The 25,241-nt window shown below is 36.2% G+C and carries 17 protein-coding genes; 14 read left to right on the top strand and 3 right to left on the bottom strand.

Translation table 11 applies throughout. The features are described from left to right. Positions 1 to 14 precede the first annotated feature (14 nt). From ACTSKG_RS08340 to ACTSKG_RS08285, 12 genes are all read left to right on the top strand, one after another. Positions 15 to 668 carry a hypothetical protein gene (locus tag ACTSKG_RS08340; protein ID WP_464757720.1) on the top strand — a complete coding sequence of 218 codons (654 nt, stop codon included), beginning with the start codon at positions 15 to 17 and terminating at the stop codon, positions 666 to 668. Positions 669 to 923: 255 nt separating this feature from the next. Further along, positions 924 to 1,328, top strand: a complete 405-nt coding sequence (locus ACTSKG_RS08335) for a VOC family protein (RefSeq protein WP_464757719.1) — start codon at positions 924 to 926, stop codon at positions 1,326 to 1,328. A gap of 46 nt (positions 1,329 to 1,374) precedes the next feature. Further along, positions 1,375 to 1,764 (top strand): VOC family protein, encoded by a 390-nt coding sequence (locus ACTSKG_RS08330; RefSeq protein ID WP_464757718.1) that lies wholly within the window; start codon positions 1,375 to 1,377, stop codon positions 1,762 to 1,764. Between the two features lie 466 nt (positions 1,765 to 2,230). Further along, a complete protein-coding gene (locus tag ACTSKG_RS08325) occupies positions 2,231 to 2,500 on the top strand; it encodes a phosphocarrier protein HPr (RefSeq protein ID WP_464757717.1) in 270 nt (89 codons plus the stop codon). A gap of 157 nt (positions 2,501 to 2,657) precedes the next feature. Further along, positions 2,658 to 2,969: a PTS sugar transporter subunit IIB gene (locus ACTSKG_RS08320; protein ID WP_464757998.1), complete on the top strand. Its 312-nt coding sequence runs from the start codon at positions 2,658 to 2,660 to the stop codon at positions 2,967 to 2,969. Positions 2,970 to 2,981: 12 nt separating this feature from the next. Next, on the top strand, positions 2,982 to 3,302 hold the full coding sequence (locus tag ACTSKG_RS08315) for a PTS lactose/cellobiose transporter subunit IIA (RefSeq protein WP_464757716.1): 321 nt from the start codon (positions 2,982 to 2,984) through the stop codon (positions 3,300 to 3,302). 54 nt (positions 3,303 to 3,356) lie between these two features. Beyond that, positions 3,357 to 4,619, top strand: coding sequence for a PTS sugar transporter subunit IIC (locus ACTSKG_RS08310; RefSeq protein WP_464757715.1), 1,263 nt, complete (start codon positions 3,357 to 3,359; stop codon positions 4,617 to 4,619). Between the two features lie 18 nt (positions 4,620 to 4,637). Beyond that, on the top strand, positions 4,638 to 5,729 hold the full coding sequence (locus tag ACTSKG_RS08305; protein ID WP_464757714.1) for a DUF871 domain-containing protein: 1,092 nt from the start codon (positions 4,638 to 4,640) through the stop codon (positions 5,727 to 5,729). 101 nt (positions 5,730 to 5,830) lie between these two features. Further along, a complete protein-coding gene (locus tag ACTSKG_RS08300; RefSeq protein WP_464757713.1) occupies positions 5,831 to 6,070 on the top strand; it encodes a hypothetical protein in 240 nt (79 codons plus the stop codon). A 364-nt stretch (positions 6,071 to 6,434) separates the two neighbouring features. Continuing rightward, entirely contained in the window at positions 6,435 to 10,058 is a 3,624-nt protein-coding gene (locus ACTSKG_RS08295) for a S8 family serine peptidase (RefSeq protein ID WP_464757997.1), read from the top strand. A 126-nt stretch (positions 10,059 to 10,184) separates the two neighbouring features. Continuing rightward, the gene (locus ACTSKG_RS08290) at positions 10,185 to 10,847 is read left to right on the top strand and encodes a ribonuclease H family protein (RefSeq protein WP_464757712.1); all 663 of its coding nucleotides are present in this window, start codon (positions 10,185 to 10,187) and stop codon (positions 10,845 to 10,847) included. 752 nt (positions 10,848 to 11,599) lie between these two features. After that, positions 11,600 to 14,320, top strand: coding sequence for a M14 family metallopeptidase (locus ACTSKG_RS08285; RefSeq protein WP_464757710.1), 2,721 nt, complete (start codon positions 11,600 to 11,602; stop codon positions 14,318 to 14,320). Positions 14,321 to 14,414: 94 nt separating this feature from the next. On the opposite strand, the gene ACTSKG_RS08280 is transcribed toward ACTSKG_RS08285, so the two are convergent. Then, on the bottom strand, positions 14,415 to 14,825 hold the full coding sequence (locus ACTSKG_RS08280; protein WP_464757708.1) for a hypothetical protein: 411 nt from the start codon (positions 14,823 to 14,825) through the stop codon (positions 14,415 to 14,417). Between the two features lie 196 nt (positions 14,826 to 15,021). After that, a complete protein-coding gene (locus ACTSKG_RS08275) occupies positions 15,022 to 16,104 on the bottom strand; it encodes a diguanylate cyclase domain-containing protein (protein ID WP_464757706.1) in 1,083 nt (360 codons plus the stop codon). A gap of 381 nt (positions 16,105 to 16,485) precedes the next feature. Here ACTSKG_RS08275 and ACTSKG_RS08270 point away from each other — a divergent pair, with 381 nt between their 5' ends. Further along, positions 16,486 to 16,965: a metal-dependent hydrolase gene (locus ACTSKG_RS08270; RefSeq protein WP_464757705.1), complete on the top strand. Its 480-nt coding sequence runs from the start codon at positions 16,486 to 16,488 to the stop codon at positions 16,963 to 16,965. A 119-nt stretch (positions 16,966 to 17,084) separates the two neighbouring features. Here ACTSKG_RS08270 and ACTSKG_RS08265 read toward each other — a convergent pair whose 3' ends face one another. After that, positions 17,085 to 18,239, bottom strand: coding sequence for a HupE/UreJ family protein (locus tag ACTSKG_RS08265; protein ID WP_464757703.1), 1,155 nt, complete (start codon positions 18,237 to 18,239; stop codon positions 17,085 to 17,087). A gap of 215 nt (positions 18,240 to 18,454) precedes the next feature. On the opposite strand from ACTSKG_RS08265, the gene ACTSKG_RS08260 reads away from it, so the two are divergent. Beyond that, entirely contained in the window at positions 18,455 to 25,189 is a 6,735-nt protein-coding gene (locus ACTSKG_RS08260; protein WP_464757701.1) for a CehA/McbA family metallohydrolase, read from the top strand. Positions 25,190 to 25,241 lie beyond the last annotated feature (52 nt).

The raw sequence follows: 25,241 nt of genomic DNA, 5'->3' as shown, positions 1-25,241 counted from the left end.
AGGAAAAAAGACTTATGAAGAAACAATATTTCAATCTCATGCAATTTTTTGATGGTTACGTTCGAAATTATCGAAGACTAAATTTGTCTTCCTTACATAACCGTTCCATGTTTACAAAAAGAGAGATAGATTATTTTGCTAATCTAGGCGAAATGCTAGGTTTTGATGTTTTTGTGGAAGACTCTAAATTTGATAAGTTACTGGGGCGCTCAAGACCAATGGACTTATCATGGTGGAAGTGGGATAAACGATTTGATGCGGAGAATTTCTTATATCCTGCACTACATTTAGAAAGAGAACATAACTGGATCAAAGATGAGGAAACAATTGAGAAGCTCTTTTCCGATACCGAAGAGGGTTTTGTTCCACATAATGTAATAGGAATTCAATATATATGGTCCAAGGAGAGAATTGATGAACTAAACGCCTTAGTTATTCAAAAAAATAGGCTTCAAATGTCCAATGTATTAATGGTTTATCGTTTCTTTGACGAAGATTGTGATGTGGAGCGAGTGAGTGCCTATTATTTCACACCAACAGGTTTATTTGAAACGCGAGAAGCCATTTGTAAGGAGGACGAGTCAGGATATTGGAATATGCGTTTTCAAGAAGAGTGTGTGGGACTATCCCACGAGCAATCCATTGATAGCCAAAAGTTAGAGCTATAAACCATTTCCCAGTGATAGCTGACATTTATCTTTGGTTTTCAATTAGATGGAATTACAGATATATCTAATAAGATATATTAGAAAAAGAATAGCGGAGGGAAGTAATTTTCCTCCGCTGTTTTTTTTATAGTCATTCCTTTAGCAACTAATATCCGATAAATAGGAAATAGGTTTAGAAATTTTAAAAAAATTAGAAGGAAATACAAACAAATATAAAGAATAAATATCCATGTCTGAATTTTTTAGGAGGTAATCATGTTTAATAATCCGAGTAATAACAACCTTATTAATGGTACCGTAGTCATTTGGTATTATGTAAAGAATCTCAACCTTGCAGTTAAGTGGTACAGTGAAATTTTGGGGATCGCACCAACAGATAACATAGATGTTGCTTATTTCTTTTCGATTAATGAAAAAACAAAATTAGCAATAAGTAATCGATTTAAGGCAAATAAAGATAATGAACTTCCACAAAGTGTGACATTGGACCTTCAAAGTGATGACATTTTGGAGGCGCATCGAATTCTAACGGAAAAAGGTGTATTTGTAGAGAAACTTGAAAATCCTTTCGAAAGCTACTATGAGTTTTACTTTACAGACTTAGAAAATAATCAGATTAGAATGCATGGTTTTGCCGAAAAAGATTTTAGAGATGAGTAATTAAACTAACTTTAATAAAATTTTTATCAATGAGGAGAGTTATAGGATGGAAACTATTAAAGCAAAAATCGAGAATTCTCTAACTGTATTACTTGTTTCAAATTTAGAGAAGTCGCAGCAGTACTACCGAGATGTTTTAGGTTGTGAAGTAAATGATGTGTGGGCAGTACGAGATGATTTTGGGTTAGGGTTTAAATTAATTCAAGCAAATAATAAAGAGGATGTCTGTCCAAACAAAGGTACCTGGAATCTATACGCCTATGTTCATGACCATGATGGGCTAGATTTATTATTGGAAGAATTAACGACAAATGGAGCAGAGATTGCGTATGGGCCAATTATTTCGGAACAAGACTGGGGAGTATGGAAAGAATTTGCGATTAAAGATTTAGATGGCTACTTAATTGGTTTTGGTTCTGGAAGAAAAAACAATTAATAAATGTTAGGAAAAAAACATAAAACTACATTTGAAAATAAAGACAAAAGGTTTCGGGGGATAAATACATTCTCGAAACCTTTTGTTTTTTATTCATGTTCCATGCTGCTTCTATTATTTTTGTTCTTTTCAAAAAACCTCCTATGCGAGACTCCGTAAAAAAGTAACGAGGAGATCTGATTCTCTACCCTCGGAAGCTTTGAAAAATAATTGGATAGAGCACACCAGAAATAAAAAGCTAGTTATTAACTACAATTCATAAGTCAATCCACATAAACATACTTCTATAAAAATACTATGAAACTCTCCAAAGGAGTTAAATAGTTGTCTACTCAAAAAAAGAAGTGGGTTGATAGATAAAAAGAAGCCATATATAAATCAAATAGCAGTTACCGAAAGTAATAACCGAGATTTCAAAGTGAGCAATAAACAAGAAGAATTTAAAAATATCCAGGAGGTTTTATGAATGGAAAAAAGTTTTAAAATCACCAATTCTGAAGGATTACATGCTAGGCCATCTACCTTATTAGTTTCAGCTGTCTCCGCTTTTACATCAAACGTTCAGCTTTCTTATAAAGGTAAATCCGTAAACTTGAAATCTATTATGGGGGTGATGTCACAAGGAGTCGGACCTGGATCAGTTATTACTATCTCAGCAGAAGGTGCTGATGCTGAGGACGCAATAAGGAAGGTATCCGAAGTAATTAATTCAGAAAAGCTCGGGGAAGAATGTTAAATCCTAAAAATGCGATTTCGAATAAATAAAGATGTAAACATAGAAACAATTGAGGAAAGTTTAATAAAAAAGAATCATATCTTAGTTATACCCATAATTACATTTTCATCGTGTGGAATTCGGTGATAGAAAGTTAATGAATAGAGGGGGATAAAAACTGAAAAGTATTATGTTAGTTTGCGTAGCAGGCATGAGTACCAGCCTACTTGTAGCAAAAATGCAAAAAGCAGCGAAGGAGCAAAATATAGAGGCAGATATTTTTGCTATATCAGAAAGTGAAGTAGATAGAACTTTACTAAGCAAAAACGTAGACGTATTGCTACTTGGTCCACAAGTACGCTATTTAAAAGGTACTTATGAAGCGAAATATAAGGAAAAGAATATCCCTATAGAGGTCATCAACATGTCGGACTACGGGATGATGAACGGCGCAAATGTATTAAAGCAGGCAATAGGGTTAATTGGATAAGGAGTGTGTCAAATGGAGAACTTAGCACTGATGCAATCCATTATGGGGTTAATATTGCATAGCGGCAACACAAAAAGCGACTGTATGGAAGCGATTCAACTTGCAAAGAAAGGTGAAATCAATGCTGCTAAGAAAAAGATTGAAATAGCAAATCAGTCACTGATAGAAGCACACCATTCTCAAACCGTATTACTGACACAAGAGGCTAGAGGTGAAAAGGTTGAAGCTACCATGATGCTAATACATGCACAGGATCACTTAATGAATGCAATTACTTTTCGGGATTTAGCAAAAGAATTGATTGAGCTATATGAACGATTGTTAGGGGAATAACATCATTTTTAGTGGTGTTTGACATATAACAAAAAAATAAAAAGGAGAGATGGAATGTTCCGTTTTTTAGAGGAGAAGTTTGTTCCGGTAGCTTCACGAATAGGTAATCAACGGCATTTAGTAGCGATACGAGATGGTTTTATAACCGTAATGCCACTTACTATTCTTGGTTCACTCGCAGTATTAATAAACAACCTACCGATCAAGTTTTATCAAAATGCTCTAGATTCTATTTGGGAGCATGGAACTTGGACGCAATGGGGAGGAAATGTGTGGGGTGCAACATTCGGGATAATCTCCCTTTTGTTAGCCTTCTCGATAGCGTATCACTTAGCAAAAAGTTATGACAAAGACGGTCTGTCTGCAGGGGTTATCAGTTTATCGAGTTATTTGACATTTGGTACTTTTGGTGAAGGTGGCTTATCGGGGTTAACAACTGGAACGGGCGGAATTTTTGTAGCCATTATTATTGCTTTATTATCTTCCGAAGTGTTCTCTCGTTTATCTGGTAAAAACAAACTCCTGATAAAGATGCCAGATAGTGTACCACCAGCTGTTTCGAAATCTTTTGCTGCTTTACTACCAGCCATTATTACTGTTGGCATATTTGCGTTAGTTCGAACAATTATTTCGGCAGGATTTACTATTCCTGATATTATTGGAACATTTTATTCGACAGTTCAAGAGCCATTTATGGGCTTAACAAATACATGGGCGGCAGCACTTATCCTTGCTTTTATACCAGCATTTTTATGGACTCTTGGTATTCATGGTGGCAATATTATTGATCCATTTATGCAATCGATTAACTTACAAGCAATCGATGCCAATGTTGCTGCAATTTCTGCTGGAGACGTAGCACCTTATATTATTAATAAGCCATTCTTTGATGCTTTTGTTAACATGGGAGGAGCAGGAACAACAATTGCACTAGTTATTGCTATATTCATCATGGCCAGAAAGAATAAGCAATATAGTACAGTCGGAAAAATATCTGCGGCACCTGGAATCTTTAATATTAATGAACCATTGCTATTCGGTTTACCAATTGTTTTAAATCCGATATTATTTATTCCTTTTATTCTTACCCCTATGGTTAATGTAACAATTGCCTATTTTGTAACGAAATGGGGAATGGTACCCGCAGCTACAATTGCGGCTCCTTGGACAACGCCGCCTATTATTAATGGTTTCTTAGTCACGCAATCTTGGCAAGGAGCAGTACTAAGCTTTGTGTTAATCGTGATTTCTGTTTGTATTTACTTACCATTTGTCGCAATGGCAAATCGTACTGCAAAATTGAAGGAAGCAAAATAAGCAACAGCGAGGTATTAAATGAGAAGACTAGGAATATCAATTTATCCTCAACATAGCACGATAGAAGAAATGAAAGAATATATTCTACTAGCATCGGATAATGGCTTTGACCGTATTTTTACTTGCCTATTATCTATTAAAAATAATGAGCAAAGGAAAAAGCTTCAACAAATCAATCAATTTGCAGAGCAGCTTGGCTTTGATATTTCTGCAGATGTCGCACCGGAAGTATTTGAGGAACTAGGTTTAACATATCGAGATATTGGTTATTTTAAGGAACATTACTATTTAGATGCATTACGTCTGGATATGGGGTTTTCAGGTCAAGAAGAGGCGTTCATGTCTATGGATGCATCAAATTTGAAAATAGAATTAAATATTAGTAGCGGGACAAAATATGTAGAAAATATTTTATCCTATAAACCGAACCGTGAAAACATTATCGGCTGCCATAATTTTTACCCAAGAGAATATACAGGGCTTTCAAGGCAACATTTATTAACAACCTCTAAACTCTATAAAGATAATCAAATTCGAACTACTGCAATGATCTCCTCCAAGCATGCAACGTTTGGACCTTGGGAAGAAACGCTTAATGGTTTACCGACATTGGAGGAACATCGTCACTTGCCAATAGTAGTTCAAGCAAAGGATTTATGGCATACAGGACTAATCGATGATTTAATCATCGGTAATATGTACGCCTCTGAGGATGAGTTGAAAGCTTTAGGTAGCTTAAATCGGAATAAACTAGAGTTAACGGTAGTGACATCCCCACACACAACTGAATTGGAAGAAAAAGTGATTTTTCATGAATTGCATTTTAATCGCGGGGATGTATCTGAGTATGTTATTCGTAGTACACAATCTCGCGTAAAGTATAAAAATGAATCCTTCCCAGCTCATGATACAAATAATATAGTGCCGGGGGATGTAACGATTGATAACGATTTGGATATTCGTTACAAGGGAGAGTTGCAAGTAGCTTTAAAGGCTATGCCAAATGTAGGGTGCACAAATGTAGTAGCTAAAGTAATTTCTGAGGAGCTTTTCCTCTTAGATCAAATACAACCATGGGAATCATTTGGTTTTATTAAGTTGTCTAATTGATCCACATTTATTGTAAGTAGAAGACCAACTCCGTCATTTATTTGATATAATACGAATAGCATATTCGATTTTATTGATTGCGTTGGTAGGGAGAGAACTTAATGTTGAAATTTCATATAATTATGGGTGTTACTATTCACACGAAAAGAATGGTTCAAAAACTTAGTGAAGATAAAGAAGCTTTAATAATTGTAATAGATTATGAACTTTCTAGTGAATTAGAACCGAAGAATTTATATGGAGCCATTTATTGTTCTCCTGAACAAGCAAAGTCTTTTGCAGAACAAGCAGATGAAGTAGTGTTTCACCGATACGCTTTTGTGATACCAAAATTAAAATAAATAATACGTTAGCAGCTGAGATTATATCTTCGGCTGTTTTTTTTGTGCTTATAGTATATTTCTCCTTGGAAGAACGAAAATCTTGGATTATAGATTACTAGTCTACGAGACTTTTTAATTATCTTGTAGTGTTATAGTTTTAATTTGAAAAAGAAAAAAATGCGATACAAGATTATTATGAAGATAACATAAATTGGATTTATTCCAGGTACTAAAAACTAATTATTCTAATATTTCTAATTAATTTAATAATTTTGTATTTTTTTATTTTAAAGTTAGCATAATTGTGATAACTTGGTAACGTCGCACAATTATTTACTGTGTGTTCTAAAAATTGGTAAAGGGGAAATGAGATTTGAAGAAAATGAGATTCACTAAATTCTTTAGTAGCATTCTTGCTTTTGTCATGGTGCTTTCTCTTCTAACACCATTTACGGCTCTAGCAAATGGGGATCAGTCATTACCGTTTAAAACGGGAACCCAAAGTGAGAGCGATTTACTAGCGAAAGCGGCTATTGTAGAACAAATAAATTTGTTGGGTGGAGAGGCTAGGCTACACGAAGATTTAAAAAAGGTTTCAGGCAATGAGCAAGTTGCGGTAATCGTACATTTGTCAGAAAAGCCAGTTGCACTTGAACAAGGTATTGAAAAATTAAAGGGTAAATCACTTTCGAAAGCGCAATCGACTAAAGTGAAGGCTAATGTTAAAGCGCAACAAGCAATGATTAAAAAAGAGATGAAGAATAAAAAGATATCATTTAAAGAAGGTTACGCTTATGATACAGTCCTAAATGGATTTGCTGTAACAGTTAAGGGAGATGACCTTTCGAAATTACTAGAAATCCAAGGAGTTACACTAATCGAGCCAGATGTGACAGTGTACGCCTTAGAAGATGTACCAGCTAAAGTTGTAAAAGATGGACAAGTAGATGCAGCAATGAATACAAGTATCTCATTCTTAGGAATTGAAAAACTTTGGAATGAAGGGATTGAAGGACAAGGCATTAAAGTTGCTGTTCTAGATACAGGAATTGATGCTAACCATCCAGAGTTCCAAGGTAGATATAAAGGTGGAAAGAACTTCATTCCGAACTCTTCCACTTATGCAAAAAATCGTGCGGACGATGATGCTTCGGAAACTTCACCAGTGGAACGTCCAGCAAATACACCTGAATTTAATGATAAAGGTAGTGCGTTCTACACTTCTCATGGTACACATGTAGCAGGAACAATTGCTGCTATAGGTGCAAACGAATACGGCATTAAAGGGATAGCACCCAAAGTTGATCTTTATGCTTACCGTGTACTTGGTGCATACGGAAGTGGAGCTACTTCTGGGATTGTTAAAGCAATCGACACTGCAGTTGTTGAAGGAATGGATGTTATTAATCTTTCTTTAGGTGGAGGGGCAAATACGGAAACGGATGCAGGTTCCTTTGCCATTAATAATGCTATGTTAGCTGGTACTATTTCAGTTATAGCAACAGGTAACTCTGGTCCAAATCGTGGAACAATGGGAACACCAGCGACTGCTCGATTAGGAATAGCGGTAGGGAATACAACGAACCCTGAAACAATGTATGACGGGAAAGTGAATGTAACAGTTGGTTCTTACAATCTTTCTAAACAGTTAAAATTAATGGGAACTACTTTCGGTACAAGTTTGACAAAACAACTGGAAGGAGAGTTCGACTTAGTAGCAGTACCAGGAAATGGGGAGGCAAAAGATTATAACGGAATTGATGTGAAAGGGAAAGTGGCATTGATTTCACGCGGTAGTATTGCATTTGTAGATAAAATTGCTAATGCAAAAGCTAATGGGGCAGTGGCAACAATCATCCATAATTTCGCGGGAGGTTCAAATGCTCCGAATGCATCTGGAACTTTCCTAGGTGATTCATTTGATTTCATTCCAACGTTTGATATGTCTCAAACAGATGGGGATGCACTTCGTGTCGCATTAAAAGATGGAACAGGTAAAATTACGTTCGGAAACTTCGGCTCTTCAAGTACTGTCGGAGATGATGTAAATGATTCCAGTTCACGTGGTCCATCTACTCCGAACTTCGATATTAAACCAGATGTAACTGCACCTGGTACAAATATTATGTCAACAATTCCAATGTATAAAGCAGATTTTCCAAATGTGAAGTATGATAAAGCGTATGACCGCAAAACTGGAACGTCTATGGCTACACCACATATTGCAGGGATAGCGGCACTTGTCAAACAAGCAAATCCTACATGGAATGCATTTGATGTGAAGGTTGCACTTTCTAATACTGCAAAAATTCTTAATACAGCGAAATACGATGTCTTCTCTCAAGGGGCAGGACGTGTGGATGCATATGCGGCAGCACACCCAAATGTACTTGCTTATGCAATTGATAATGCTGTTCTTGATGGAACTGGCGCGATTGTCGAAAACTTAAAAGGAACCGTTACATTTGGTCCGCAATCATTAAAAGAAAATATTTCTGTAACGAAACAAATCCTCGTGAAAGATATTAAAGGTATTGGAGGAGATTATAAAGTAACGGTTGACGTTAAAAAATCGTTCGGTGATGCAAAACTGACAGTTGATCAACCAACATTCACTTTAGCTGGAGAGCAACTGTTAAATGTTACATTGACAGCTTCCAAAGCGACACCTCCAAATGGATCAGAAATACTGGGATATATCCATATTAATGGTGGAGGTTCTGATATTTCATTGCCATTCGCAGCAGACTTTGGTAGTGCAACTAAAACAGAAATAAAAAATATGAGTATTTCGGAAACAGACCTATCCTTTAACGGAGATGGAGTGAAAGATTCTGCGGTGCTTGCATTTACGTTGACGGGTGATGTGACAACAAACTATATCGAACTTTGGGATATCATGAATCCTGAAGGTGGAGAATATGGAGATGGCTATATTGGATATTTACATTCAGGTTCATCACTTGGAAAAGGATCCTATACGCTGAATATAGCAGGACAATATAAACCATGGGGTAGTGCACCAGCAACAACAATACCAGATGGTTTATACACTATCGACTACACTGCAACAACAGCTTCAGGAGTAATTAGTGATTATGTTGGTCCGATTGTCGTTAAATCAACGAAACCAGAAATTACAGGTGCTGTTGATGGTGAACTAGCAACTGGACAAGTTAGCGATAAATATATCGATTATAATGAAGAATTATATTTGTATGGTTTGGATTATGATTTAAATGAGAAACTTCACGCTTCATATATTACGACGCAAAACGGTGAAAAAGCTAAAGCGGTAGAATTCAAATTGGCACAGGATGGATCATTTTCATTCCCGGTAACTGCTGAAACAGATTCGGTAACCGTTGTGATTACAGATGCAGCAGGCAATGTTGGAGAAAAATTGATTTATGAAAAAGATGAGGCAACACCTGTTGTAACACTTTCAGTGGATCAAACGGATCTAAAATTATCAACTGGAGAAACAGCTCAACTTGCTGTTACAGAAACTACAAAGCCAGCTAATGGCGAGGCAATAGACGAAGACGTAACGGCAAAGGCTACATATGTAGTGGCAGATGAAAATATTGCAACAGTTAGTAATGGACTAGTAACTGCATTATTAGAAGGATTGACTTCCGTTACCATTTCTTATGGTGGCAAAGAAGTGACTGTTAATGTAACAGTTACAAAGCCAGTTGTCGTAGAACCAGTAGTAACGCTTACCGTTGATAAACCAGAACTAAAATTAAAACCTTCTGAAGTGGCTCAGGTTACTATTAAAGAAGTGACAACGACGGCGGATGGAAAAGTAACAGAAAAAGATGTAACGAAATTAGCTACGTATGAAGTAGCTAATAATAACACGGCTTCCGTATCAAAAGGGTTAGTGAAAGCTAAAGGTGCAAACAAATCTACCACAATTACAGTTAGATACGGCGGACATGTAGTAACAATCGAAGTTGAAGTTGTGAACCCAGGGAAAGATAAAGAAAAGAATAAATAAAAAATACTAGCAGCCGAAATTGTATCTTCGGCTGCTAGTTTTGTTGTAGTATATAGTCACTTCTTTCATTTAATAAAAATGGTTTGTATTGGGGAAACTAGTATTAGAGCAAAAGGAGGACTGACAATGAAGATTCAGATTGAATGGATTTATAGAACATCAAAGGGAGCGGAAACTGTCTTTCATTCTGAAGAGATGCCTGCAGCAAAGGCTCTACTATTTGCGGAAGACATGGAAAGGACTGGCCGTGTAAAAAGCGTTGTATTTAATGATCAGTATGATAGTACGTGGACAGTTAAAGAGTTAAAAGGGTATGTGAAAGGGATTGAAACGGATCCACATAATGTCACTGTCTATTTTGACGGAGGATTTGACCGTACTACAAGTAGTTCGGGTTTAGGTTGTGTCATTTATTATGAGCAAAATGGGAAATCTTACAGGCTTCGACGTAATGCACCTGCTACTGGCCACATATCAAATAATGAGGCAGAATATGCGGCATTTTATTTGTGTTTAACTGAACTTGAGTTGTTGGGTGTGCATCATTTGCCCGTTCGATTTATTGGCGATTCACAAGTGGTGATCAATCATTTGCGCGAGGAATGGCCAGTAATTGAAAAGGATTTGTTTAATTGGGCCGACAAAATTGATGCTAAAATGAAGGAGCTTGGTTTGCAACCGGAGTATGAACTGGTTCCACGTAAATATAATGGGGAAGCAGATCGATTAGCTACCCAGGCGCTAAATAAAATTGAAATTACAGCAACGAGTGAAGTAATGGGTGACTAGTGAACTAAATAGTAGATCTAGACATCATGGTCACTGCGAGGTATTCAACTAATTAATGGTTGAGTATCTCGCTTTTTTATTTATTTTCGTATTTCACCTAGTTGGTTTCCGAAGCTTACCGCAGGAAGAGTCTCTCCTTTGTGTCTAAGGTAAGATCAAGGTGGCGAATCGCATGAGCAATTGTGTGAAACGCAAGATCGAGTGTGCGAATCGCAAAATCAAGGGCGCAAATCGCAAGCTCAAGTGAGTGAATCGCAAGATCAAGTATGCGAATCGCAAGATCAAGTGTGCGAACCGCAAGATCGAGTGCGAATCGCAAGCTCAAGTGAGTGAATCGCAAGATCGAGTACGTATTGCAAGATCAAGTGAGTGAATTGCAAGATCAAGTGAGTGAATCGCAAGATCAAGTGAGTGAATCGCAAGCTCAAGTGTGCGAATCGCAAGATCAACTGTGTATCTGGCAAGATCGAGTGCATATCGCAAAATCAAGTGTACGAATCGCAAGCTCAAGGGAGTGAATCGCAAGCTCAAGTGTGCGAACCGCAAAGTCAAAGGTGCGTATCGCAAAATTGATTTTTGTAAAAGGCATCATAAGTTCAAAATGGAACTAGTGCTACAGAAATTACAAATCCTAAAATTTTCATATATTTGCTAATTATTAGATTTATTATATTTAATCTGACAGAAAAGTCTGATATATTTAAAGTTGGGGGACTAATAATCTACCAAAAAAGAACTTGAGGGGGAAAGTAATGAAAAGAATATTAATGTTATTTTTAGCGTTATTTATGGCATTGACAATGGCAATGCCTGCTACAACACTAGCTGCACCAACAACTGAGAAAGTACAAGTTAATAAACCGGCACAATTAGAGGTAAGTAAATCTTTATTCTCGATTACAGAGATTCGAGAAGTAGAATTGAAGGTTGATTTTGGGAAGAAAGTTGATCTAAGCAAATTAATATTTCAATTCGGGGGAAAAGATTTATCTGAGTGGAAAAAGTGGGACTCGAAATCGAACTCATATTCTGGAGATTCATTTATTAAAGTTATTAAAGAGCCCTACTATATGGATGGCACTACTAAAATAGTTGCTAAGTTAGAGTTCGGTTTACCATATGATACTACCGATCTCTCGAACAGATCCATTCGAGTTTTGTACAAAAAGCTTATTGGAGATTATGAATTAGCATTAGTTGATTCAACGACTAATGCAAAAGCAGCTACAACTGTAAAACTAAATGTTTATGACGAATATTTAGACTGGGAGGCTATTAAACCTTCCATTGATAGTATATTTTCAAAAGCTAAAAAGTCAAATAAAAGATATTTAGAATACCAAAGTCCAGGCAAGTCTGTAGAGGGAAGAGACTTTCATCTCGTAATTCTTGCGAAAGATAAAAAAGCAGTAGATAAATATTTAAATCAAACATTGCCAACAGCTCTTGAAAATCCAGAGGAGCTAATAAAGAAGATTAAAGATGGTACAATGGGTGATTATCAAGTGCCAATTTGGTTTAATAATATTCATCCGGATGAAGTGGAAGGTATTGATTTCCAAACAGAACTTTTGAAGAAATTTGCATTGGAATCAAAAGTAAAATTCAATACTTCAGATGAAAAAAATAATCCTAAAGAAGTTGTTCTAGATATGGATAAAGTATTAGATAATATTATTTTTATCTTTAACTTTTCGCATAATCCGGACGGTCGCGCAAATAATACACGTGCAAATGCGCTTGGATTTGATTTAAACCGAGATAACGCATATCAAACTCAAGTGGAAACAATTCAATTAAATGATGAAATTGCAAAGTGGACACCACTAACAATGGTTGAGGGACATGGTTATGTAAAAGGATTTTTAATTGAACCAGCAACACCACCGCATAATCCTAACTTTGAATACGATTTACTAATCAAAGGTATGATGGCACAAGCCCATGCAATGGGAAAAGCTGGAGTTGGAAACTCTAGTTTAGATTCTTATTTTGTTGCTTTAGAAGAATATAAAGATGGTTGGGATGATATGGGGCCATCGTATACGCCTATCTTCTCGATGCTCCATGGCACACTCGGGCATACAGTTGAAGTGCCTTCTTTAAGTCAGGATTCTTTATATGCAATGGTCGGAACTGGTTTGGGAGCAACAAACTACGTGTTGGAAAATAAGGATGAGTTGTATTTAAGACAGTTAGAAATCTTTAATCGCGGAGTGAAGGGTGAAGACAACCGTTTAGTTGATCCTTTGCTAACGAATGCTGCCGGAGAGTCAATTGGTCGTGTTCGTGGAAAAAATGAAAATTTCTTCCCTGACTACTTTGTGTTGCCAACGAATGCGAAAAACCAGAAAAATGTAAGTGAAGTTTATAATATGGTAAATTATTTAATCCGTAATGGTGTAAAAGTAGAACAAACAACTAATTCTGTTACGATTGATGGAACTATCTATCTAAAAGGTACTTATGTTGTCCCTATGAAACAAGCAAAACGAGGACTTGCAAATGCAATGCTTTATCAAGGGGATGATGTTTCTGATTGGGAAGCAATGTATGACCCAGTAGTTGTTAACTTCCCAGCACTCAGAGGTTTTGATATCGTTGAATTGCGTTTAAAAGATGGAGTAGGATTTGAAGGGAATACAAAAAAGGTAAGTAAAGTAGATATCCCAAAAAGTGAAGTGCCAAACACATCAAAACAAGTACTAAAAAATGTTAATAATGACACAATTAAATTAGTAAATAAACTTCTTGCTGCAGGAAAACAAGTGGAATTAGTACAAGAAAATAAGTATGGATTCCAAAAAGGAGATTTCGTAGTTAACAAGAAAGATATTCTTCCTTTTGCCAATACGTTTGTTTTCGAAGCACTTCAGTTACAAAGTGATATGAACTTTAAGACAAAATTGTTAGTAGAGCCAAAAGTAGCGGGAATTGGTTCAAGTCAATTGACGTTTTCTCTGAAAGAACTTGGCTTTCAACTTGTTGAAGAGAAAGATGCGAAAGTTGTCATTTCCGATAACAAGTTGCCTGAGAAATTAGCAGGTAAAACGTTCGTTGGTATTGGTGACAGTGCTTTGAAAGCTGTTAAGGAAGGAAAGCTATTAGACGGCTTCGATTATTCTATAACAAAAAGCGGGCATGAAGGGCTAATAAAAGCAACCATAAATGTCGATAATCCTTTAAATTCAGGTTATGAACGGGAAGAGCTTCTTTATACTACAAGAGGTGCTTGGATCACTAAAGTTCCGGAAGGCTCCGAGGTGTTGGCAACTGTAAAAAATGCTGATGACTTCTATGTTGCTGGATGGTGGCCAGGTCATGAAAAAGCTAAAGGTCAAGTCTTAGCTTTTACAAAAGAGTTGAATGACTCGACTGTGATTCTTTTTGCAAATGACTTAGCATTTAGAGCACATACGAAAAATTATTATCGTATGTTAGCGAATACCATCTATGCTTCGGCTAACAAATGAACAGCGCAGAGATAATGTTGGAAATTGAAAAATACAAGTTTAATTAACAATAAAAGCCTGCAACTAGAATTACAATACTAGTTGCAGGCTTGTTTTAGTTTGTAGGAGAATGATTTGTATTCTCTTGTTTTGCTGGGGATTCGTTATTTTCTTCGGGTAAAGACTCTTCCTTTTTAGGAAGCTTCTTTTGTTGCGATTTTGGGAAAGCTTGTTTTGCCTCTGATTTTGAGTTGCTATCTTGTACGTTTTCATTATAATATTGAACGCTTGTCATGGAGCCTTCTTCTACCATACGATTGTCGTCTGGATCATGCGGATCCGAGAAACCGGCTTTCGTCATTTGAGTAGGCTGATGTTTCCTTGAATGCATATAGGAATTTGCTTTTGTTTTTGTGTTTTTCAATGTCGTTTTCGCTTTCTCTCTGTTTTCCATTTTCTTCAAAAACATAATAGCGAAGGCAGTTATGCCACCCAATAAGAAAGATCTTTTAGTTCCTTTAAGCATGCTCATCACTCCCTGTAGTTTATTGTTATAGTTTACCCACATACAAAAGGAGTCAAACATTTATAAATTAAAATTGGTTTATTAATGGTAAAAAAAGCTATGGAAAATATGCTTAAATTATTACAGGAGTGTTACCGGTGCCTGGCACCAGTAACACTCCTGTAATAATGTGTGAATTGTTAAGTTATCTATTTAATTAGTCTGCGAAGCGATATGAGTTTTTTCCGCTTACTTTTACTTTGTACATAATAGAATCTGCTTGTTTTAATAAATTTGTCGTATCTTGTCCATTTTGAGGGCACTGAGCAATTCCAATACTAGGCGATACTTGGATTTCCTGATTTGAAATGAGGAAAGGATTTTGAAAAGCATGTATTATCCTTTCCGCTACATTTATACAGTCCTGTTTATTCGAATTTGGTAAAAGAATAGTGAATTCATCCCCACCCAATCTTGAAACGAAGTCATCTACTCGGACATTACTACACAATAGATTACTAACCTCTATCAATAGTTTATCTCCTGCATCGTGTCCTAGTATGTCGTTAACACGCTTAAAACCATCTAAGTCTAAAAACATAATAGCAAAACTATTATTGGTTTCATTAAAATCTTCCCATAATTGTTCTAATTTATTTACGAAAGATCTTCTATTTGGAAGTTTCGTTAACTCATCATGATAAGCAAGTTCTTTTACTTCATGCTCCTGCGCATTTCTAGAAGTTACGTCTCTAGCGATAACTTCTCTAGCTGGACTGCCTTTATATTCAATTTTGGTAGAATTGATTTCTAAATCAATTATTTTACCATCTAGTTTTTTTGCTTTAATGGTATGGTTTACTATTGAATCATTCCACTTTTTCATTTTTTCTAATGTAAGAGAATTTGGATTAGAGGAATTGAAATGAATAAATCCCTCCCAGTTTTGTCCAATTAAATCATTAGGGCTTTTTGCACCAATTAATGTAGCGCTCGCTTGATTTGCATAAATGATCCTTGAATCTTTATGTATTATTATAGCTTCGGGGAACAAGTCAGTAAGCCGACGGTATTGTTTTTCTTCTTCTTTTGCTTTTACTATTGCTTTTTGACCTAAATAGAGAGCATAAAAAGTTAAACCCAATTCAACGAAAGAAAATACTGTATCGAGTATGAAGCTTACTAATTCCTCATGTTTTACACTTAAAAGTACTATTAAACTATTATCCATAATATCTACTATCGAGAAAACGACGAGTAGAATTAAAATGACTTTAATATTAATTGCAACCTTTTTCAATTTTTTCTCCTTTGAATTAAAAGTAGATTTTATTGAAGGGGATTAAATACCTTCCAACGACATTGCTGCTTTTAATTATTTTATATTCATATATTCTAATAAACTTATACTATCATATTTTTAAGTAAAATTTAACTGAAATGAAAACTATTTTACTATATTGAATTTACATGTTAGGTATTTAAAACTATGAAATATAAAATTCTTAAATGGTGAATAATAATTAAAAACATATTGAAGAATATAGAATATTGGGAAATAACGGGTTATGTATACCCTTAATGTAGTGAGTTTAGGTTGCAACGGAAGCAATATAGAAAGAGTAGTTGTTAATAGTGTAAAGTAGATAAAGGAATCACCGAAAAAAGGAGAACATAAAGCATGACAGGAAAAACACACATCGTAGGCGGTATTGCAGCAAGTCTTGCTTTTGCACAGATCTCAAATTATGATCCAGTCATTTTAGTTGGAGCAGGAGTCATCGGAGCATTAATTCCGGATATTTGTCACGGAGGAAGCACAATTGGGCGGAAGTTTCCATTTGTTTCGAAAGTGGTTCATTCCCTATTTGGACATCGATCTTTTACACATAGTATAGTCTTTTTGTTTTTGATAGGAGCTCTTTTGAATTTATTTGTTACGAATGAATCTATAGTAACAGGGGTTCTAGTTGGAATGGTAAGCCACTTCATCTTGGATATGGCAACTAAAAATGGTATAAAACTGTTGTTTCCATTTAAAGTAACGGTTCGCTTTCCACTCACTACGAGAACTGGCGGTACAGTAGAATATCTAGTCTTTGCTACATTATCGCTTCTGTCGGTCTATTTTGGGTATGGGGCATTTGAAAGTTACTTTTAAAAAAATATTCACTTATGTATACATACTACTAACAAACCTAAACGAAAATCCTGAAAATTGAATGCTATCTTGAATAAAAAAATCTCCTTCAGTGCTTATTATACTGAAGGAGATTTTTGTTAGAAGAATAATTGTTTAATTAAGAAGTATGAACCTGCTAGTACTATAAGTGATGAAAGGATTTGAATCATCTTTAACGAGTTTTTCTGCTTATGCAGGTAAAAAAGTATAGGCAAGCAAATCATGACAATTGCAAGTTGAATGACTTCAATGCCAACATTGAAACTAACTAATGCAATAGCGAGGTGGCTTTTTGGTAACGACATTTCTTTCAATAAATTTGCGAATCCTAAACCGTGAATTAGCCCAAACGCGAAGGTAATTCCCCAACGGTGTTGAATTTTCTTACGGAAAATATTTTCTAAAGCCACATACACAATACTTAAAGCAATAACAGATTCTACAAATAAAGATGGAAGATTGACGATATCTAAAACCGATAAACTTAATGTAATACTATGAGCAATCGTAAACGCTGTGACGATTCCGATATATTGTTTTAATGTTTGTTTTCTTAAAAGTAATGCGATTAAAAATAATAAATGATCGTAGCCTGTTAAAATGTGAAACATTCCCAATTTAATAAAGGCAAACCAGGAAGAACTAGGTTTATGAACTGGTGCAGGAGTACTAACATATCCTTCACCTTGAGGGACTTGTTCCTCAGCAAGGAGCATCGTCCAGCTTCTTTCATTTCCTTGCAAAACTGCTTCCGTAGTTTGGTCCCCATATGCAACTGTTACAAGGTTAACGTAGTTTGTATTCGAATCATTTACATAGAAGCCATCTGTTAAAATAATTGTATCTCCTGACGAGAAGCCCTCAAATGTAATCGTCAATTTTAGGAATTGCTTTTTATCCTTGTCCACTAGCTCCATCTTTTCAAGAGTAGGTGTCATTTCATTTGCACCCTTATCAAGTGCAAGTGTCTCCGTAACAAGTTCCTCTATATGGTGCTCGTTTTCATCCAATTCACTTTTTTCGAGCTTGCCGTCTTTATTTGAATCGACCTCGTCCATCAATTCAATAATTGATTGGGTATCGATGATAAAAGTCATTTCAGTAGTTTCATCGGTTATTTTCAAGTCTGTATAGCTAGCACTGTAAGGATGTGCAAACGTTGAAAGTGGTGCTGAAGTCATGAATAAAATAAAGATGATGAGGGTAAGAAGTGTTTGCTTTTTTCGACTGCTAGTACAGGCTTTTGTTATCAAAATAATTCCTCCTAGTGCTATTCAAAAATTAAAGGACCTTTTCATCCTAACAGGTTTTTTTTTATTTGAAAATCCATCAAAATATTAACTTTATGTAAAGATTATTAAAAATCTGATTTCCGACAATAGTCACTTCTCAAAGTGCAAAAAGGATAGTAATATTGCAAATGCTTAAAGAATTACAAGCGAATAATTCAATAGAAAAGAGGAGACTTATGCACACGAAAACGAAGGGGAAAAAACGTTTTACAAGCATTACGTTAATTATCGTACTTCTTTTAAGTACGATTTTACCTTCTAGTTTGATACAAAAGGCAGAAGCACAAATTGCTGGACATGTTGTAATTAGTCAAGTGTATGGTGCTGGAGGAAATAGTGGAGCAATATTCAATAACGATTTTATTGAATTATATAACCCGACGGATGTGGATGTCTCTTTAGATAACTGGTCTGTTCAGTATGCAAGTTCAACAGGATCTTTCGGCACGTTTATTACAGAATTATCCGGAACGATTAAGGCACATGGTTATTATTTAATTCATGAAGCAGGTGGAGCAAATGGCAAGGCTTTACCAGATGGTGACGCTATTGGTGGTATAGCTATGGCTGCAGCTTCCGGAAAAGTAGCATTAGTAAACACAACTAGTGCAATTAGTGGAAGCAAACCGACAAACGTAGTAGATTTTGTTGGATATGGAAAGGCAGCTAATGCATTCGAAGGAAATGGTTCAACAGGCGCTGATCTTAGTACATTACTAAGTGCGCAACGTCGTCCATATGCAGGTATGGCACCAACACCCGGAAAAGGAAATGGTTGGGATTCTGATGATAATAGTAAGGATTTTGTAAATGCAGCTCCAATTCCACGCAACTCAGCAAGTCCTACTGAAAAGTTCGAGTTGAACGAAAGTGTACAACCAATTGTAGACCGAGTTTTCTATCAACAATCAGGAACAAACGTTACAGTGATGGCTACTGAAGGAACAGTTCCAAATAATGCAGTTGTCACATTTTATGGAACGTCAACGACAGGAGTAGGTGCCCTTGGTACAACAACAGCGAAAGCAGATGGCTCGTTTGTAACGACATTCGATGCATTAGTTTCACTTCCTACTTTATATATAACCGCAACAGATGCTGATAAACCAGAAAGTGCAGCTTCAGCGGTCGATGTAGCGAATCCAACTGCAGCACCTATACAAGACAAATTAAGCTACAATGTGGATAAGAACAAAGTTGGAACGTTAATCGGAACATCAGCTGTACTTTCAAATGCTAGAGTTTTCATTTATGGGGATAACAATCAAGCAAAACGCTTGAATGAACAGCAAGTTATTGCAGATACAAAAGGAAACTTCACGGCGACATTTAATAATGCACCTGATAGAGTTTATGTAACGCAACAAAATTACACTGCAAAAGGAATCATGCTTGAAAGTAATACGGTTTCAATTACAAAGCCATCAAATGAAATAATTACCGATATTAGCACAGTTCGTCAATCCGACTCAAATGGTCATCCCGTCAATCTGAATAAATATTTTACGATTGAAGGTATTATGACGATTGATAACGGAATTCTTGGTACGCAAAAGAATAACTATTATATTCAAGATGCAACTGCTGGGATTAATATTTTCGGAAGCTTTGACCATAAATTAAACATTAAACGTGGAGATAAGCTACGCGTTTCTGGAAAAGTCCTTGAGTACAACGGATTAACGGAGTTTGAACCGACTAATGTTGAAAAACTATCAGAAGGCGAAACACTTCCTACACCAAAAAATATTACGGTTGCAGAGTTGAATGATTTCGCAACAATCGAGCCATTGGAAGGTAGCTTAGTTACGGTAAGTGGGAAAGTGACGAGCTCGTCTTTATCTGGTGCTGGATACAATGTCACGGTTGCAGATGAAAACGCAAAAACAACATTGTTACGTGTTATGACCACGACGAAGATCGATATGGAAAAAGATATTGTCGTGAATAAAAGCTATTCATTCACAGGTATTGTTGGTCAATATTCAACAAATGTAAATCCAAAAAATGGCTATCAATTAAACATTCGTGATGTAAAGGATATTGCTTCAATTCTTGGAATAACACACAATCAAATGAAAGAGGCTTTCAAAGATACAACCATTTCGTTTGAAGCATTCGCAGACGGAGCTGAATCCGTTACGCTTTATTACCGAAATGTTGGGAGCACGGAGTATACTCAGTTGTCAATGACTGGTGACGGACAAGGAAGATATACAGCGTCACTCCAATCAAGTACTTTAAACAATACAGATTTCGAGTATTATATAGAAGCGAAAGTAGGAGAAAATAGTAAATTTGCAGGCTCAGTGGATACTCCTTTTAAAGTAAAATTTGTTGATGATATAGAAGGACCTACATTTGCTGCAGAAATACCTGCTAATACGTCAAAAGTTGAAAGTCCACGGCCCGAAATTTCAGTTGTCATGGAAGATCCAAGTGGTGTGAATAAAGAATCTATTACAATCTTAGTAGATGACAAAGATGTTACAACTGATGCAATTGTATCAAACACACAAGTAAAATTCACACCGACTGTTGACTTAGATTTAGGTATCCATACGGTAAAAGTAACAGCAGCTGATCCGAAAGGAAACGTTAGCTCGAAAGAATGGACGTTCGAAGTCGTACCTCGTTTCACAGGTGGTCATCACTACCGTGGTACAACGCATAACCACACAGTTATTTCACATGATGCAAAAGGTAATCCAGAAGATGCATTAAAAGCTGGACAGAAATACGGCTATGATTACTTCGCATTTTCTGATCACTCACATGACATTGACCCTTCATTATTAGGTCAAGATACGGTCGATCATAAAGGGCAACAAGAACGTAAAGGTGGGGACGATTGGAAGTTAACGAAGGATTTAGCGAAACAATATACAAAAGACGGTGAATATGTTGTATTCCCAGCGTTTGAAATGACTTCTACTACATGGGGGCACTCGAATGTATTTGGAACAGATAATTTCATCGATCGTAATATTAACGGTAAACAATATCAAGATTTAAGCAAGTATTACGCATGGGTATTAACATATGACGATATTGTAGCGCAGTTTAACCACCCGGATATGTCAAAAGATGCATTCAATAACTTTAAGCCATATGATAAAAATATCGATAAGTTATTTACGATGCTAGAAGTAGGAAATGGTTCAGGTAGTTACGGCTATGCAAATGCAGAAGGGAAATTATTCTCTGCACTAGATTTAGGATGGCATGTAGCTCCAACATACGGAGAAGATAATCATGACGGTACATGGGGTAAAACGAATGCACGTACTGTCATTGTTGCAGATGATTTAACGCAAGAGTCGTTATTACATTCTATGGCGAATATGCGTGTGTACATGTCAGAAGATCCTAATTTCCAATTAGATGTATTGGCAAACGGCTTCTATATGGGTTCTACTGTGGATAGTAAAACATTGAACTTCACTATAAATGGTAAAGATCCAGTAGCAGAATCTAAAACAAATGGTTACGATTATTTATCTAACACTTACAAATCGGATGATCGTGTAACGAAAGTGGAACTAATATCAAATGGTGGAAAAGTGGTAGATTCGTATTCACCAAATACGAAAGATTTTACTTGGTCTCCATCATATACAGTTGCAAGCGGTCAGCAATGGTTTGTTGTCCGTGTTACACAAGCTGATGGCGAACGCATTTATTCAGCTCCAATTTGGTCAAAAGAAGAATCGGTCGATGTCAAAGTCAATAGTATTGATATTGTTGGGGATGTTGTAATCGATGGTAATCCGGCTACTGCAAAAGTTACCGTTGGAAACTTCGGTACACAAACGGTGAACAATTTAAATGTCGACCTTTATATTGATGTACAAGATGAAGCACATAAACTAGATTCGGCGGTTATCAACTCCATTCTTGCAAAAGGAACAGGAGTAGCAACTATAAACTGGGACAAACCAGTTACAGGTGACCACCAGCTAATCGCGATCGTTACATCCAAAGATGGTGCAAATCTAGGAGATGTATCATTTGTATTACCAGTAAAAGTTAAGCAACCATTGGGTTTAAAAGTACTAATTGATGCAAAGCATGGCAATGAAAACTCAACAGGCGATACCTCCACATACGGAGATAATTTAAAGGCCTTTACTCTATTACTTCAAAAAGAAGGATATAAAGTCGAGCAAAATAAAGCAGTCATTACGGCGGATGTAGTAAAAGATGTGACAGTCCTTGTCATTACACAACCGAAGACTGCTCTAACAGCTGATGAACAAAAAGTAGTCGGTGATTTTGTTAAAGCTGGTGGCTCTGTTTTATTTGCTGGAAAAAGTAATAACGGCTCAACAGATTCAACGCTTCATAATGGAGCGCTCATAGAAATTGGTACACAAATTCGAATGAGTCATGACGGCGTGTTCGACTTAAGTAAAAAAGGGAACTTTTGGAGTGACCCTACTGTAAGTCCTTATGCAGTTCGTGCTTACCCAGGACTTGTCGATAACTACGTGACGGATCGCGTTCCGTTTATTGACTATTACAGTGGATCTAGTTTGCAAGGTGTAGGAAATAGTGCACTGACTGAAAGTGGAAAAGTGAAGTTCCTTGTACGAGGAAATGAAACAACATATCAAGGAAATCTGAAAAATAGTAGTTATGTTTATGACGATGTGTCTGACGATCATGGCGGTTCAGCTATTCCATTAATCGTTTCCGATGAAATTGGTGCTAAAGGACGTATTATTGTGTCTGGTATGAATATGTTCAATGACAAGCAAATGGATGAATCGTTTGAACCAAAAGGAAATTCTCAGTTTATCTTGAACTCAGTGAACTGGTTAGCTCATCGTGATACGAAAACTACGAAAATTGAAGATGCTCGAAAACTTGCAGACGAGACGCCAGTTGTTATTGAAGGAACAGTGACAACCGCAGCAGGTGTATTCTTCGATGCGTTCTATGTACAAGATGCAACTGGTGGTATCATGGCCTTCAATGAAGTTCCAGCTGACTCATTGAAATTAGGCGATACAGTTCGTATTTACGGACATATTAAAACATTTGAAAATAACAAAGAAATTGAGTTTAGTAAATTTGATATTGATGTTATTAAGACAGGAACTGGTCCAAAAGTTGAACCGAAAATAGTAACAACAGGAACAGCAACTTCTACAGTGAATCAAGGTTTGCTTGTAAAAGTGACAGGAAAAGTGACTTCGAAATATGATGACACTTCTTATTTCATCAATGATGGCTCAGGTAATTTATTAGTCTTTACAGATGGATATATTGAGAATCAAGGAATTCCAGTGCCACAATTGAAAGTTGGCGACACGTTAGAAGCTGTCGGCTTATCTGGTGAATTTTCAGGCGGTTTACGTATTCGTGTACGTGACACCAATGAATTGAAAGTGACACCAGGAATGGACAATGGACAACCAGTCATTACTTTAAACGTTGATCATAAGTCACTTAATATGACAAAGAATGACAAAGTTCAACTTCAAGTTAAACAAATAACTACTCTAAATAGCGGGAAACCAACAGAATTAGACGTAACAAAAAAAGCGGTATATGTAACAGAAAATGAAAAAATCGCCACAGTTAAAGATGGAGAAGTTAAAGCAAAAGCACAGGGAACAACTAAAATTACGATTACTTTTGCTCAAAAAGAAGTTGTTGTGAACGTTACGGTGAAAGATAAAGGCGCAGAGAAACCAGGTGATGGTTCAACACCACCATCAAAAGAAGAAGATATCATAGTGGATAAAGAGAGTGGAACATCTTTCCCACAAACACCGATTAAGCGTACTACAGAGCCTAATGGAACTGTAAAAGATGTATTAACTTTAACAACGGATACTGTTAAAGAAACAATTGCAAAATTAAAAGAGCAACATCAAGATACTGCAAGAATTGTTATTCCAGATAAGGAAGACAAAGTCAACGAAGTAAGTGTGACTGTTCCAAAAGAAGCAGTGGGTACACTAGCTAACGGAAAAGCAAATCTAGAAATCTTTACGGATAATTTGCATCTGTTTATTCCACAAACTTCGATGCAAAATTTCGGAGCAGATCTATTCTTCCATGTTGTTCCATTAAAAGAACAAGCACAGAAAAATGCGGTGGAGGGACGAGCTAAAAAAGAAAAATTAGTAACCCAAATCACTGGGAATAAAAAAGTAAATGTGTTAGGTCGTCCGATGGAAATTGATACAAATATGCAAAATCGTTCGGTCACAATCACATTACCAATTTTAACAAGTGCAACACAAGATCAAATAAATAACTTAGCTATTTTCATAGAACATAGCGATGGAACAAAAGAAGTTGTACAAGGAAAGTTAGTAGCATTTGACAAAGGGACGCAAGGTGTTCAATTTACAGTCAATAAATTCTCTACATTTACAATTTTGTACCTGGAGGGTGCAGCGAAGTATTTTGCTCAAAACTCATGCGGAGAAAGTGCTAAAATTAGCTGTCTTCAAGTGAACAAAACAACTCCAGTGTATGTATTAGAAAATAACCGCTTGAAAAAAGTAGGAGAAGCAGTAAAAGGACAACATTTACCTGTTAAACAAACTATTTCACCAATGCTTGGACTAGGCGGAGACATCTGGTTAGAACGAACAGCAGCAATTTCTTACGAGACACCATCTAAAGAAATGCTTGTTAAAAACCAATTGCCAGCGAACAAACGTCTAAAACAAATTTGGAATGGCCTAGAGTTAACTCCAGGTCAAATTGGAAAAGTGACTATTCTAAAAGACACAGTCATTTGGCAATCAATTGATAAAACAACTAAACTACCAAGAGTCTTGAAAAAAGGTGAACAATATAGAGTGTATCGCTATGTTCCAGGTATGTACCAAGTTAGCGACAAAGAATATATCGTACAAGATTCAAATGTAGTACTGATCAAAAAATAATAATAGCTTACTAAAAAAATTGCTCCTAGTCATGTTAATCATGCCTAGGAGC

The sequence above is a fragment of the Psychrobacillus syltrankelensis genome, from assembly GCF_055454035.1.
This window is presented reverse-complemented; position numbering and strand designations above follow the sequence as displayed.